General features: G+C 42.9%; 11 protein-coding genes. 2 read left to right on the forward strand and 9 right to left on the reverse strand.

From position 1 onward, the window contains the following. Nucleotides 1-11: 11 nt before the first annotated feature. The 9 genes from H5158_RS11950 to H5158_RS11990 form a co-directional block, all read right to left on the reverse strand. Nucleotides 12-851, reverse strand: coding sequence for a Tim44 domain-containing protein (locus tag H5158_RS11950; RefSeq protein WP_145240341.1), 840 nt, complete (start codon nt 849-851; stop codon nt 12-14). A 212-nt stretch (nt 852-1,063) separates the two neighbouring features. Further along, a complete protein-coding gene (locus H5158_RS11955; RefSeq protein WP_182740090.1) occupies nt 1,064-1,867 on the reverse strand; it encodes a DUF3379 family protein in 804 nt (267 codons plus the stop codon). After that, nucleotides 1,867-2,424, reverse strand: coding sequence for a sigma-70 family RNA polymerase sigma factor (locus H5158_RS11960; protein WP_182718608.1), 558 nt, complete (start codon nt 2,422-2,424; stop codon nt 1,867-1,869). Before H5158_RS11960 ends, H5158_RS11955 begins: the two co-directional genes overlap by 1 nt. 69 nt (nt 2,425-2,493) lie before the next feature. Continuing rightward, nucleotides 2,494-4,140, reverse strand: a complete 1,647-nt coding sequence (locus H5158_RS11965) for a BatD family protein (protein WP_182740091.1) — start codon at nt 4,138-4,140, stop codon at nt 2,494-2,496. Continuing rightward, nucleotides 4,134-6,068 carry a VWA domain-containing protein gene (locus H5158_RS11970; RefSeq protein WP_182740092.1) on the reverse strand — a complete coding sequence of 645 codons (1,935 nt, stop codon included), beginning with the start codon at nt 6,066-6,068 and terminating at the stop codon, nt 4,134-4,136. Before H5158_RS11970 ends, H5158_RS11965 begins: the two co-directional genes overlap by 7 nt. Next, nucleotides 6,068-7,054 (reverse strand): VWA domain-containing protein, encoded by a 987-nt coding sequence (locus H5158_RS11975; protein ID WP_182740093.1) that lies wholly within the window; start codon nt 7,052-7,054, stop codon nt 6,068-6,070. The genes H5158_RS11970 and H5158_RS11975 overlap by 1 nt, the downstream gene beginning before the upstream one ends. After that, the gene (locus H5158_RS11980) at nt 7,047-7,484 is read right to left on the reverse strand and encodes a DUF4381 domain-containing protein (protein ID WP_182740094.1); all 438 of its coding nucleotides are present in this window, start codon (nt 7,482-7,484) and stop codon (nt 7,047-7,049) included. The genes H5158_RS11975 and H5158_RS11980 overlap by 8 nt, the downstream gene beginning before the upstream one ends. A 1-nt stretch (nt 7,485) precedes the next feature. Next, a complete protein-coding gene (locus tag H5158_RS11985; protein WP_145240355.1) occupies nt 7,486-8,430 on the reverse strand; it encodes a DUF58 domain-containing protein in 945 nt (314 codons plus the stop codon). 3 nt (nt 8,431-8,433) lie between these two features. Further along, nucleotides 8,434-9,390 carry a MoxR family ATPase gene (locus tag H5158_RS11990; RefSeq protein WP_182718611.1) on the reverse strand — a complete coding sequence of 319 codons (957 nt, stop codon included), beginning with the start codon at nt 9,388-9,390 and terminating at the stop codon, nt 8,434-8,436. A 285-nt stretch (nt 9,391-9,675) separates the two neighbouring features. Between H5158_RS11990 and fadI the strand changes: the two genes are divergently transcribed. Beyond that, nucleotides 9,676-10,986 (forward strand): acetyl-CoA C-acyltransferase FadI, encoded by a 1,311-nt coding sequence (gene fadI / locus H5158_RS11995; RefSeq protein WP_145240359.1) that lies wholly within the window; start codon nt 9,676-9,678, stop codon nt 10,984-10,986. Beyond that, nucleotides 10,986-13,280, forward strand: coding sequence for a fatty acid oxidation complex subunit alpha FadJ (gene fadJ, locus H5158_RS12000; protein ID WP_182740095.1), 2,295 nt, complete (start codon nt 10,986-10,988; stop codon nt 13,278-13,280). The genes fadI and fadJ overlap by 1 nt, the downstream gene beginning before the upstream one ends. Nucleotides 13,281-13,365 lie beyond the last annotated feature (85 nt).

Consider the following 13,365-nt stretch of genomic DNA (forward strand, 5'->3'; position numbering starts at 1 on the left):
AGAACCTAGAACTACGCGTCAATTAAATCTTCAACACCAACAATCAACCAAGGCGCATCATCGCTGGTGGCACGCTCTAAGTGCCAAATTTCTAAAATAGGCTGTTCTTTATTATCGCCTAAGTCACGGTACTTCCCTTTAAAACGTACACTTACTTGCCATTTTTGTGTGTCGGTATCGGCACGTACAAGTTCTGCATCAATAAACATCACGTCAGTTGCAACGCTGTCAATCGCTTCACGTTCCGCTTTAAATTCAGCGACTAGTTCAGGGCTTAAGTATTCAGCCATCGTTGCATAGTCAGCATTATTCCATGCTGTTTGCAATGTATGATAATGGCTACGCGCACCTTGTAAAAAGCCGTTAGTATCAAAGTTAGCGGGTAAATTAAACGGTACGTCATTGGTTTGACTAAATCCACTTGTAGTGGTGTGCTCAGGCGCAGTTTGTCTCATTTTCGGTGCAGTAAATGCTCCTTGGCCGTGCGCCATTACAGGGGCGTTTTTACGACGTATTATACCGATGATAAGTTTAAAGATAATAAAGGCAATACCTGCCATTAAAATTATCTCAAGTAGTTGCATCCCTTCAAAGTCATCGCCCATCATTGCGGCGATTAATCCACCGGCTAATAAGCCGCCAAAAATACCTGCCATCATGCCTTTTTTGCTTGATTTTGGTTTTGCAGCAGGGGCGAGGGTATTGGTATCTGTTTGTTGTTTTTGTGCGGTTTGTTGTGTTTCTGGTGTTTGGCCACGTTTTTTACTACCAAACTTTTTACGTGCTTGTGCATCAAAACTTGCAGTACATAGTAGAGCAAGCAATGAAAATATAACAATCAGGTTTTTCATGAAGTTCCTTAAAACAAATTAGAACGGCGATTCTAAAGTAGTTCAGGAATTAGATAAATAGCGACAAACTGAATTAGTTCTAAAATGCTCAGTAGCTTGGTCAATAGGCTAATTTAAAAGCAATTATTGGTTCAAGCAGGAAGAATATAACGATTGTTTCGTGAAGGTATAAATTGCATTGCCGCCATAATAACGGCAATGCAAAAGGAAGGTTAATTTAACCAGCGGATCGCACCATTAATACGATCATTGTAATTTTCTAATGGCGCACCAAGACTTGCTACTAAAATAGTATCTGCATTAGCACCACGGTTAATATGGCCTTCAAAACGATCGTCTTGAAAATCATCGTCGCCGATGCCGAACGATTGCTGTTTTGATGGCACTATAAATACCGTCATCGGGCCATAGTCTGATTCAAAAACTAGGTGTAATCCCTTTTGTCCCTTAAAGTCACAAAACATTAAGTAAGTCACTTTACCTGGCAATTCATCTAAATGGCCGCCTAACACAGCAAATTTTTCATTTACCGTTGCTAAGCTGATTGCTTCGGTCTTTTGCAGCGAATTAATTTCATAGTAAACATGAGCAAGCGCATGTTCGCCAGCTGCATACGCGACATTTTGTTCGCTGCTAAATAAAAATGCCCCCACAGCCACCAATACTGAGGCTGCCATGGCAAGTGGTAAACGAGCACGTTTAAAACGTGTACTTGCCTCAACTAGATTATCTGTTCGTTGCGGCGGTGTTTGCGCGCTGGTATCAGCTGGTGCTTGGTTGAGTTGCTCAGTTGTGAGCGACTCGTTTTGTGCATGCGCTGCGGTGTTTGCCAAAATACGCTCGGCAAGACCTGCTGGCACCGGTACGTCAAGTGCATTGGCAAGCTCTAAATCAAAGGCCTGCATATCATTAATAAATTCTTGTCGCTCAGAGTGTTGCTCTGCAAACTCCACAAGCTCCTTATCTGTGCTGTTTGGCTGTGCGCTAATTCGGCGACGAAACTCGAGATCATCCATTAATTTGATGCCCCTTTAAGTTGTTCATCATCACGGCTCAATGCCTCTTTTAACTGGTTTCTGGCGCGGTATAAACGCGTCATAACCGTGTTTTTGTTTAAATCTAATATTTCTGCTATCTCTTCACCGGAGCAGCCCATAACGACTTGTAATAATAATGGCTCGCGGTATTCATCAGGTAACTTAGCGATGTGACGTTGGATCACTGTTTGTTCCATTTCGTCATCCAAGGTGACGCTTTTTTCGTCAACTAAGGTGTCGTTTTCAACATCGCTATAATCAAATTGTTTGCGTTCAAAACGACGGGCATTTTCCCGGCGTAAAATCGTCAATAGCCATGGCTTAGCTGCTTTTTGATCTAATAATGAATCCAGAGATCGCCAAGCACGTAAAAATGTTTCTTGGACAAGATCTTCGGCAATATTAGGGTCGCGGCAGAGCCAATAAGCAAAGCGATATAATTCGCTATGATAAACATGAACAAGTTTTTCATAGCGTGTTTTTTTCTCTGCCATATCAACTAAGACCTGACTTTTAGAGTTTTCATTTCCAAGCATAAGCACTTTTTTATTTATTTTAAGTTATTTACTATTTGAGCGCGGGGATTGCTCCCCGTCACTTAAACTCTATTTATAAAGTCCTTTTAATACAGCTTGTTGTGATTTTTTTTGTACTTTACGTTGCTCTTCTAACATGCCGACAATCGCAATTAAATCAACATCTGTATCATTAGGACTATAGAGTGCAGCCCGTAGTTTAGCAATATGTTGACTAAGCTGTGCATTATCAGCTAGTTGTTCAAGCTTGTCTATTGCACCGCTCGATTGTTTTGTTAAGTGCATTGCGTAACGATTTAGCGCCTGATAAAAGGCACTTACATCATTGCTTTTAGCGTGTTTCTTTAATTCATCTAATGAAATTGATGAATCACTATGGGTTACTGTCGGCTTTGCTTGCATCAAGCTGCGCTGAGATTGACTGCGCCACCATAAAATCAAGGTAATAAACCATAATAAATAACCAATCACACTGATAATAATTAACCATAGCGGATACTGATTTATCGGCGTTGCTTGATAACTTATTGCTGCAGCATCTGTTGTTGCGCTTTGTGATGGCGTAAGTGGCTGCGCAGCAACGGCTGCTGGAGTGCTTGTGCTACTAGGTGTTACTGTAATAGTACGAGCTGGTAGTGTTGCATAACTGATCCGGTTAATCTTGGTGTTATACCAAGGCACGCTTACCTCTGGCAGTGTATAAGTGCCTGGCATCTGCGGTAACAATGCGTACGAGGCTGTTTGTTGTGATATTACCCGACCATCGCGAACCAAATGATTATTTTCTTTTTCATCTGGGTAACTGCGAATACCTTTGATTTCAGGTAATTCAATATCAGGTAGTTGCTCTTTGGTGATACCAAGTGCAGTTAAGGTCAGCGTTCGCGTAATAGGTGTACCCACTTCTACTGTGTCGTCAGCGGGTTGCCATTGCTCATCTAAATTAACTAATTCACTAGGCAGCCATGCACCTTGGTAGTCACTTGGTATCGGTTTAATTTCAATATCGACATTATCACCCAGTGCAGATACATCTAATTGGCGATAGTCTTGGCGAATTCGACCTTGAAAAGTTGGTGCTTGAATCGTGTAACTACCACTTTTTTGGGGCTGTACTAAATACTCGCGAGTGATCACTAAGTAACGCTTACCATCAACAAGTTCATAGTTTTCAGTCTGCTTGCCGATTTGACTTAGCTGCGCATCGGGCATCGCGGGGGCACTTAAATTACCATCAAGTAACTCTTTGGCAAGATATAGCTTAACCGTGTAAAGCCCTGCCTCTTGAACAAATAGGCTGTCACTTGAAAGCGATGCTTTAATAAAAATATCGTTGTTTTGCTGCGCATCTTTACTGCGTTCAGCCACTTTTAATGCAATGGGCGCAGAGCTGACACCAGCTACACTAAATGCTGGGATTGTATAATCACCGGCAGTGCGGGTCATAAGTTTAATAGACCAGGTGGTTTCTTTTGAAATACTACCATTAATGATGTTTGTGCGGGTGCTGACACTGGTGCGGCCAACCACGAAGTCTTTTAACAGGACAGAGGTATCAGGTTGATCATTTTTTATGGTGTCATCTGCACTGATATTGAGCATAAAAAATTCACCCGCTAGTACCGGGTTTTTATCAACACTGGCTTGTAATTGCGTAACGGCCCACGAGGGCATAGCGCTGATAAGCAATAAACAACAGATTAATCGCATTACCATGATTTTTCGACTCCTTGTGGACGGCGTTGATTGTTTCGTTTTTGGGCTTCTAATTGCATTTTGTTACGTAACAGGATTGCGGGATCATCGGGTACTTTTCGCAATAACTGACTAAGCTGCTGCGCTTTCTCTTTTTCTTCGTTGGTAAGCTCTGCGGTTTGCGCTTGCACAGCTTGTTGCTTTGCCGCTTCTTCAGCTTGTTGCTGTTGCTCAGGAGTCATTTGTGGCTGCGCCTGCTTATCATCGTTTGCAGAGTCATCTTTGGGCTCGGTTTGCGCATCTTGTTGCTGTTGCTCATCAGTTTTATCACCTTGCTGAGGTTCAGCCTCCATTTGTGGATCGTTTTGCTTATCAGTTTGTTGATCAGATGGTTTGCCATCTTGCTGTTTATCATCAGTCTGCTGTTCATCACTTTGCTCAGATTCATCGCCTTGTTGAGATTGCTGATCCTGATTTGGCTGCTCACCTTGCTGTGACTTGTCTTTATTTTGCTGATCTTGACCTTGTTCACCATCTTGGCTTTTTTTGTCTTGATCTTGATCTTGATCTTGTTCGCCGTCTTGGCCTTGTTGATTTTGCTGCTGCTGTTGATTTTTCAATTGCTCAACAAGTGCCTGATTTTCTTTTGCTTGGGTAAAGTCGTCTTGCAAAGCTTGTGCTTGCTGATAGGCGGCAATTGCTTCGTCGAGCTTGCCTGCCTTTGCTAGTGCATTACCGTAATTATATAAACCAGTGGCGCTTTTATCTTGGCTAAATTGTGCCAATGCAGCATCAAAATTACCTTGCTGGTAAAGCGCCGCGCCTTTTAATTGACTAGAATCTGCTGTGGCAGCTTGCTCATATTCACCTTGTTGATAAGCGTCCAGCGCACGTTGATCTTGATTTTTAAATACTGAAGGCAGCTCTACTGCATAAGCATTGTGTTGCGGTAAAAAGCTCACCACTAAAAATGCAGCTGCAAAAGCTCCTCGGCGAAAAATCCACAGCATCATTGGCAGTAAAATAAACAAGCCATAAATCCCCGCATCAATACGCCAGAGCGCTTGACTTTGTTTTTCATTTTTCAGTATTTCACTATTTGCACTGGGTGCAAAAATTTGAATATCGCGGGCACTCGGTTGATAAGTCGCAAATTTACCGCCACTGTTTCTTGCTAGACCATTAAGCATGCTGATGTTGATGGTGGGCACCACAATTTGCCCGTAACTATCTTTTAAAAACCCACCTTCAGGAAGTTTAATTGGCGCGCCTTGCTCTGTTCCGATACCATAAATGTTTAATCGATAAGGGTTAGCGTCTGTAAATTGGCTGATATCTTGTTGCTCACTTTGTTCAATACCATCTGTTACTAAGATAATATCGCCTTCAAGGTATCCAGCTTGTGTTAATAACTCTTTTGCAGCATCAAGCCCAGCAAGCACGTTGGAGCCTTTATCAGGCATGATATCTGGGCTTAAACTTGGGATCAGGTTTTCAAGCGTCGCGGCATCATTGGTTAGCGGCGAAATGGTATAAGCAGTGCCTGCATAGGCCACTAACGCAGTGTCACCTTCTTTAAATAGTTTGATCATATCCAGCGCTTTGAAGCGCGCTTGCACTAAACGACTGGGCGCAATATCCGTGCTGTACATCGATAGCGACATATCCATCACAATTACACGGGCATTTTTGCTTTGAAATACCGGCACTTGTTTTTCTTCAAAACTGGGCCCTGCGCTAAAAATAACGGCTAACACTGCAAAGAGGGCAATTAGCCACATGGGTTGCGTGTTTTTTTGGTTGTTGGTGTTGATCACAAATTTTGCTAAGTGAGCTGCTATTAATTCACCTTGGCTGGTTTTCTTGTGCTTTATCATTGCAATAGTAAACACTAAACACACAGGAACTAATAACCACAATACGGTCGGGCGGATAAATTCAAAGTCCATTAGGCCTCCTGTCTTAATGCTTTTGCACTGATAAACATAACGCGCAGACCAATCAAGGTCAGTGCAATTAATAAAGGGAAGTAAAATAACGCACTTTGTGGGCGAAAGGTTTGCTCATCAGCGCTGATCGGCTCGAGTTTATCAAGTTCTTGATAAATTTGTTGTAAGCCGGCAACGTCTTTTGCGCGAAAATAAAGGCCGCCAGTTTGTTCGGCAATGCGTTTTAGCAGGGTTTCATCTAAACTACCTCCGCTCATGCCACCCATATTAAATAAGCTAAAGCCACGCGGATTATCAGAGCCTACGCCGATGGTATACACTTTAATGCCTTCTTCGCGGGCAAGCAGTAGGGCTTCTTCTGGATCTAAGTTACCGGCGGTGTTTTGACCATCTGTTAATAACACCACAATGCGATTGCTTTCATCTTTACTGGCAAAACGTTTTACTGATAAGCCCAGCGCATCGCCAATGGCGGTGGCACGGCCAACCAAGCCTATTTGCGCTTCTGATAGCATTTGGCTTACGGTTTTAACGTCTCGCGTTAGTGGTGTTTGTAAAAATGCCGTATCACCAAATAAAATCAGCCCTAAACGATCGCCTTGACGTTGCTCAATAAAGTCACTTAATACCGCTTTTACCATAGTTAAACGGTCAACATATTGGCCCTGATAAGCCATATCTTGCTCGGTCATTGATCCTGACAAATCCACAGCTAGCATGATATCGCGGCCTTCGTTAGGTAAGGTAATTGGCTCATCAAGCCAGGTTGGGTTAGCTAAAGCGGTGACTAAAAGCAACCAAACCAACCATTCAAATATACTAATACCACGCGCCTGTTGCTGGACAACTTGCGCGCCTAAATTGTGTTTGGCGAAGCTTGGAATACGTAAGCGGGTATTACCTTCACTCTGTACTGGCTTAAATAAGCGCAACAACCAAGGCAGCGGTAATAATACAAATAACCAAGGCCAGCTAAATTCAAACATTCAGCGGCTCCTTTAATTTAAATTGCACAATGGCGAGTTTTAATTTCTGTGCCAGCGCAGTTTGATTGCTTTGTGATTGATAAAGGCTCATCAGTTCGTGTTCAGTAAATTGTTGTCCGGTCAGCTTATCTAGAGTAATACACCATTGTTTTGTGCCTTGTGATGCAGCACTTTGCTGATAATAATGTAAAACCAGGCGTTTAATTAAAATATGTAGTTGCTGGGCATCTTCTGGGTGTTGTTCACTGAGGGAAATAGCTTGTCGTTTGGCTTTTTTAAACTGCCGTGCCCGGTACAACTGGTAACTTATAAAGCTTACAGTTACGAGTAACACGACAATGATGAGCCACCAAATAGGTGCTAAAGGCCACCAAGAAACATGGCTTGGCACAATCACATCATGGAGGCCAGCTAATGGAGAGGTTTGCATATTACTTTCTCACTAATTGCAGCTCAAGAGGTGTGGCTGCATTGAATGATATTAAATTAAGACCCGATTTAGTTAAGCGTTGCATTCGTGTGGTAAATGCTTGCTCAGCAGTTTTAGCAAATTTATCACGAAAACTTTTATCCATCAGCGGTAACGCAAAGTCACTGCCGTTGGCGCTAACCGTGACTGTTTGTTTAAACGCCGGTAGCTGATGCTCAAATGGGTCGCTAATATGGCAGCCGATCAGTTCACAATGTCGACTCAGTATTTCGAGCTGTTTAAAACTGGCATCATCAAGGGCGCTAAAATCTGATACTAAATAGACTAAGCTGCCCGGCTTGGCTAAATGATTCAAACGTTTTAGATTATCACTGAGTTTATTGTCTGCGGGCTCATCAATCTGCGCGAGTGCTTGCTGGTGGTTATTACACAAATTGTGGCATAGTTTTAACACGGCTTTTTCGCGGGCGCTGGGCTTGAGCTCTAAATGACCGTGTTGATTAAACACTATGCCACCGATGCGATCGCCGCGTTGGCACGCTGACCACGCAACCAAGGCACTGATATGCGCCGCTTGCACGGATTTAAGTAATAGCTTTGAGCCAAACAGCATTGAATTAGAAAAGTCTGTAAACACAAACACTGGCCGTTCTTTTTCCTCTTGAAACAACTTAGTATGTGTTTCGCCAGTACGTGCTGTAACGCGCCAATCAATTGAGCGAATATCATCGCCTTGTTGATAATGACGTACTTCAGCAAACTCCATACCACGGCCTTTATGAGGCGCGAGATATTGGCCGGTCAGGCTATTTCTAATTTTAACTTTTGGCGCAAGCTCTAATAAGCGAGCTTTCGCTTTATAATACATCAGCTCTTTCAAGCCTAAGTCGACCCCATGGCTATGACTTAGGCTGAGCCACTGTTGGTTATCTAATTGGCTTTGCATGGTTTATGGCACGGCAACAAGTTCTAAAATACGGCTAATGACTTGATCTTTAGTAATACCATCGGCTTGTGCTTCATAGCTTAAAATAATGCGATGGCGCAGAACATTATGTAACACAGCTTGAATATCATCTGGAGCAACAAAGTCACGACCTTGTAACCATGCATGAGCACGGGCACATTTATCTAAGGCGATGGTGGCACGCGGACTTGCGCCATATTCAATCCAGCTGCCTAATTGGGCGTCTAGTTTTGCGCCTTCACGCGTTGCAATAATAAGTTGCACTAAATATTGCTCAAGTGGCTCGGCTAAATACAGCCCTAAAATTGCTTTGCGAGAGGCAAATAAATCGCTTTGACTAATTTGTTGTGCTGGTGCTTGATGCTCGCTCAACGCTTCGCCACGGGTCAGGCGTAAAATATCAAGCTCATGCTCGGCGCCTGGATAATCAATACTTAGGTGGAGTAAGAAACGGTCTAATTGCGCCTCTGGTAGCGGGTAAGTGCCTTCTTGCTCCAGTGGATTTTGGGTTGCCATCACCATAAATAAATCCGACAGCGGATAAGTGTTTTTACCAACCGTGACTTGGCGCTCAGCCATGGCTTCTAATAAGGCTGATTGCACTTTAGCTGGGGCACGGTTAATTTCGTCGGCTAAAATAAGGTTATGAAAGAGTGGGCCTTTTTCAAAAACGAATTCGCTGGTCTGTTGGCGATAAATATCAGTACCGGTTACGTCAGCAGGTAATAGATCTGGGGTAAACTGTACGCGTTGGAATGAGCCTTCAACGCCTTTGGCTAATGCATTTACTGCGCGAGTTTTAGCAAGCCCTGGAGGGCCTTCTACTAATAAGTGACCATCGGCTAAAATAGCAATAAGTAGTGCTTGCGTTAATTCTGGCTGGCCAATAATTTGGCTATCTAAATAAGTTTTTAATTGTGAAAATACGTTAGTGGCCATAGTAAAAAAACTGTCCTGATTTGCAAGGTTTATAAAAGCTTAACTAGTAATATGGGTAAATAGTTTATAACACAAGTGTTAGACTCAAGTTTTCAAAATAGTTCGTTATTTTTTAACGATTTTTACCCTAGCATAGAAAGCGCAGTATTTTTTGTAAATATGCTAAAAAAAGCCTATGGTTGGTAACTAATTATACTATTTTCAATTTCGCTATTGGCTTTAGCACACGGGTTGTTTAGAATCGAGGAAAACAAACAGGTCAGACCTGTCAGCGGGAGAGCATTAATGTCTGAGCAAAATATACTAAAAACAGCAAAGGGCGATCGTATTGCCATCGTCAGTGGTTTACGTACGCCATTTGCTAAACAAGCAACTGCATTTCATCATGTACCAGCCCTTGATATGGGGAAGTTAGTCGTTAACGAAATGCTTGAACGTCTTAACTTTGATAAATCTGAAATTGATCAATTAGTGTTTGGTCAAGTAGTACAAATGCCAGAAGCGCCAAACATTGCCCGCGAAATTGTATTGGGTACTGGCATGCCAGTATCTGTTGATGCGTACTCCGTATCACGCGCTTGTGCCACTAGTTTTCAGGCGATTGCTAATGTGGCTGAATCAATCATGGCAGGTTCGGTGCAAGTGGGTATTGCTGGTGGTGCAGACTCGTCATCGGTATTGCCAATCGGCGTAAGTAAAAAATTAGCAGGTAGCCTTGTTGATCTTAATAAAGCACGTACCTTAGGGCAACGCTTAAAAATATTCTCTAAGCTGCGTTTAAAAGATTTATTACCAGTACCGCCTGCGGTTGCAGAATATTCAACTGGTTTATCTATGGGCCAAACTGCCGAGCAGATGGCAAAAACTCACAGTATTAGCCGTGAAGATCAAGATGCCTTAGCTCATCGTTCACATACTCTTGCTAGCCAAGCATGGGCAGATGGTAAACTTGCTGATGAAGTGATGACTGCACATTTACCGCCGTATAAAAGTTTTATCGAACAAGATAATAATATTCGCCATAATTCAACGGTTGAAGGGTACGCTAAATTAAAACCAGCGTTTGACCGTCAGCATGGCTCAGTCACTGCGGCAAACTCAACACCGCTAACTGATGGTGCAGCAGCGGTATTAATGATGAGCGAAAGTAAAGCCAAAGCATTAGGCTATAACATTTTAGGTTATGTACGTAGCTTTGCATTCTCTGCCATTGGTGTGAATGAAGACATGCTAATGGGGCCGGCTCATTCAACGCCTGTTGCCTTAGCGAGAGCTGGCATAACGCTTGCCGATCTTGATTTAATTGAAATGCACGAAGCCTTTGCAGCACAAACGTTAGCGAACATGAAAATGTTTGCCTCAGATAAGTTTGCGCAAGAAAAACTCGGTCGCAGCAAAGCGATTGGTGAAATTAACATGGATAAGTTTAACGTTTTAGGCGGTTCGCTTGCATATGGTCATCCATTTGCAGCCACCGGCGCACGACTTATCACCCAAAGTTTACATGAACTCAACCGCCGTGGCGGTGGCTTAGCACTAACAACTGCGTGTGCCGCAGGTGGCTTAGGTGCAGCCTTTGTATTGGAGAGTGCGTAATGACACAGTCAGTATTTAATTTAGACGTTGATGATAGCGGTATTGCCGTTGTCACCATTGATGTGCCGGGCGAAAAAATGAATACCCTGCGCGACACTTTTGCAGATGATTTAACAGCCTTGCTTGATGACGCAAAACAGCAGTCAGTGAAGGGCATGGTATTCATTAGTGGTAAAAGCGATAACTTTATTGCTGGTGCTGATGTAAAAATGCTTGATAACGTGCAAAGCCGTGATGATGCACTGGCGATCAGCGAATTATGCCACCGTGCATTTTTTGATATGAAAAAACTGCCATTTCCAACTGTTAGTGCCATTCATGGTGCGGCATTGGGTGGTGGTTTAGAATTTGCCTTGGCGTGCGATTATCGCGTATGTACAGACAGTGATATCACTAAACTAGGCTTACCTGAAGTACAACTTGGTTTATTACCCGGTGGTGGTGGAACGCAACGCTTGCCTAAACTGGTTGGTTTGCAAAAAGCCCTTGAGTGGACGTTAACAGGTAAACAAATTCGCGCTAAACAAGCTAAAAAATCGGGTTTGGTAGATGATTGTGTACCACAGACCGTATTGCTAAAAGTAGCAAAAGAATTTGCTTCAAAAGGTAAAGCGAAAGCGGCCAAGCCTAAGCTTGATCGTATTAGCCAATTATTAGAATCGAATCCGTTTGGCCGAAACTTCATCTTTAAAAAAGCACAAGAAAATGTACTGAAAAAAACCGGTGGTCATTATCCTGCGCCGTTGGCTATTATCAAAGCAATACGCGCAAGTGTTGAGCTGGATGAACTAAAAGCTTATAAAACAGAAGCGGAAGGTTTTGCTACTTTAGTAATGAGTAGCGAATCAAAGTCATTACGTGGGATATTTTTTGCCACCACTGAAATGAAAAAAGAGTGGCGCAACGACGACGCTCCAGCAATCACTAAAACAGCCGTACTAGGCGGTGGTTTAATGGGCGCAGGTATTGCCCATGTTAGTGCTGTAAAAGCCGGTGTACCAGTTCGTATCAAAGATGTTGCAGAGCAGGGCATAAGTAATGCCATGAATTACAGCTATAAAATTTTAGATAAAAAGCAAAAGCGCCGTATTTTATCTAAGGCTGAACTGCAACAAACTATGAACCGAATTACTGGTACAACTAACTACAGTGGTTTTAAACACATTGATTTAGTGATTGAAGCGGTATTTGAAGACCTAAGCCTTAAGCAAGGTATGGTGGCAGATGTAGAACGTGAATGCCAAGCAAACACAATTTTTGCTAGTAACACGTCATCATTGCCTATCTCACAAATTGCGGCAGAAGCTGCCCGTCCAGAGAATGTAATTGGCTTACATTATTTCTCACCAGTTGAGAAAATGCCATTGGTTGAAATCATTCCACACGAAGGCACCTCAGAAGAGACTATCGCCCGGATTGTAAATTTTGCCCGTAAGCAAGGTAAAACACCAATCGTTGTTAAAGATAGCGCAGGCTTTTACGTTAACCGTATTTTAGCGCCTTATGTGAATGAAGCGGCTAACTTATTACTGGCAGGTGAGCCAATTGAAAAGATTGATGCGGCACTCGTTGAGTTTGGTTTCCCTGTTGGACCATTAGCACTATTAGACGAAGTCGGCATTGATATCGGCTCTAAGATTGCGCCAATTCTTGAAAAAGAACTCGGTGATCGTTTTAAAGCACCCGATGCGTTTTCACGTTTAATTGATGCCAAACGCTTAGGCCGGAAGACTGGCCGTGGTTTTTATCTTTACGATAAGAAAGCTAAAAAAGTAGACGAATCAGTTTACGAATTACTCGGCGTGAGCCCATCACCACGTTTAAATAAAAGCGAAATTGCTAAACGTTGTGTGGCACAAATGCTTAACGAAGCTGCCCGCTGTTTAGACGAAGGCATTATTGCCAGTCCTCGTGATGGTGATATTGGCGCAATCTTTGGTATTGGCTTCCCGCCATTTTTAGGTGGTCCATTTAGCTATATGGATAAACTTGGCGCAAACAAAGTAAGCTCAGAAATGGCTACTTTTGCTAACTTTAACCCGGTATTTGCGCCGTGTGCAGCTTTAGTTTCGATGGCTGATGCTGGTGCAAGCTTTTATCAGCCTGAGTCTGCACAGCCAAGTAAAGCAGTTGTGGTAGAACAAACCGTGGCGGCTACGCAAGACGTTACCGATGTAGAACCTGTCGAAGCGGTTGAGGCTCAAGAAGTTATTGTTCCGCCAGCGCCAGCTACTGAAGCTGAATCGGTAACCGACACGCCCCCAGCCGATGCAAGCGATGATAAAGTGAAATAGTATTTAATTGCTAGTTATAAAAACGCACGGATAGTTTGAAGTGCGTTTTTTTATGCCTAGAATTTAAAAAATTTAGTTGCTGAAA

Origin of the sequence: Pseudoalteromonas sp. SR45-6, assembly GCF_014163545.1 — a bacterium.
GTDB lineage: Bacteria > Pseudomonadota > Gammaproteobacteria > Enterobacterales > Alteromonadaceae > Pseudoalteromonas > Pseudoalteromonas rhizosphaerae.

Excerpts from the sequence above, each read along its gene's own strand:
- H5158_RS11950 (WP_145240341.1), bottom strand. The coding sequence starts at position 851 with ATGAAAAACCTGATTGTTATATTTTCATTGCTTGCTCTACTATGTACT.
- H5158_RS11985 (WP_145240355.1), bottom strand. The coding sequence starts at position 8,430 with ATGCAAAGCCAATTAGATAACCAACAGTGGCTCAGCCTAAGTCATAGC.
- H5158_RS11960 (WP_182718608.1), bottom strand. The coding sequence starts at position 2,424 with ATGCTTGGAAATGAAAACTCTAAAAGTCAGGTCTTAGTTGATATGGCA.
- H5158_RS11955 (WP_182740090.1), bottom strand. The coding sequence starts at position 1,867 with ATGGATGATCTCGAGTTTCGTCGCCGAATTAGCGCACAGCCAAACAGC.
- H5158_RS11970 (WP_182740092.1), bottom strand. The coding sequence starts at position 6,068 with ATGGACTTTGAATTTATCCGCCCGACCGTATTGTGGTTATTAGTTCCT.
- H5158_RS11980 (WP_182740094.1), bottom strand. The coding sequence starts at position 7,484 with ATGCAAACCTCTCCATTAGCTGGCCTCCATGATGTGATTGTGCCAAGC.
- fadJ (WP_182740095.1), top strand. The coding sequence starts at position 10,986 with ATGACACAGTCAGTATTTAATTTAGACGTTGATGATAGCGGTATTGCC.
- H5158_RS11975 (WP_182740093.1), bottom strand. The coding sequence starts at position 7,054 with ATGTTTGAATTTAGCTGGCCTTGGTTATTTGTATTATTACCGCTGCCT.
- H5158_RS11965 (WP_182740091.1), bottom strand. The coding sequence starts at position 4,140 with ATGGTAATGCGATTAATCTGTTGTTTATTGCTTATCAGCGCTATGCCC.
- fadI (WP_145240359.1), top strand. The coding sequence starts at position 9,676 with ATGTCTGAGCAAAATATACTAAAAACAGCAAAGGGCGATCGTATTGCC.
- H5158_RS11990 (WP_182718611.1), bottom strand. The coding sequence starts at position 9,390 with ATGGCCACTAACGTATTTTCACAATTAAAAACTTATTTAGATAGCCAA.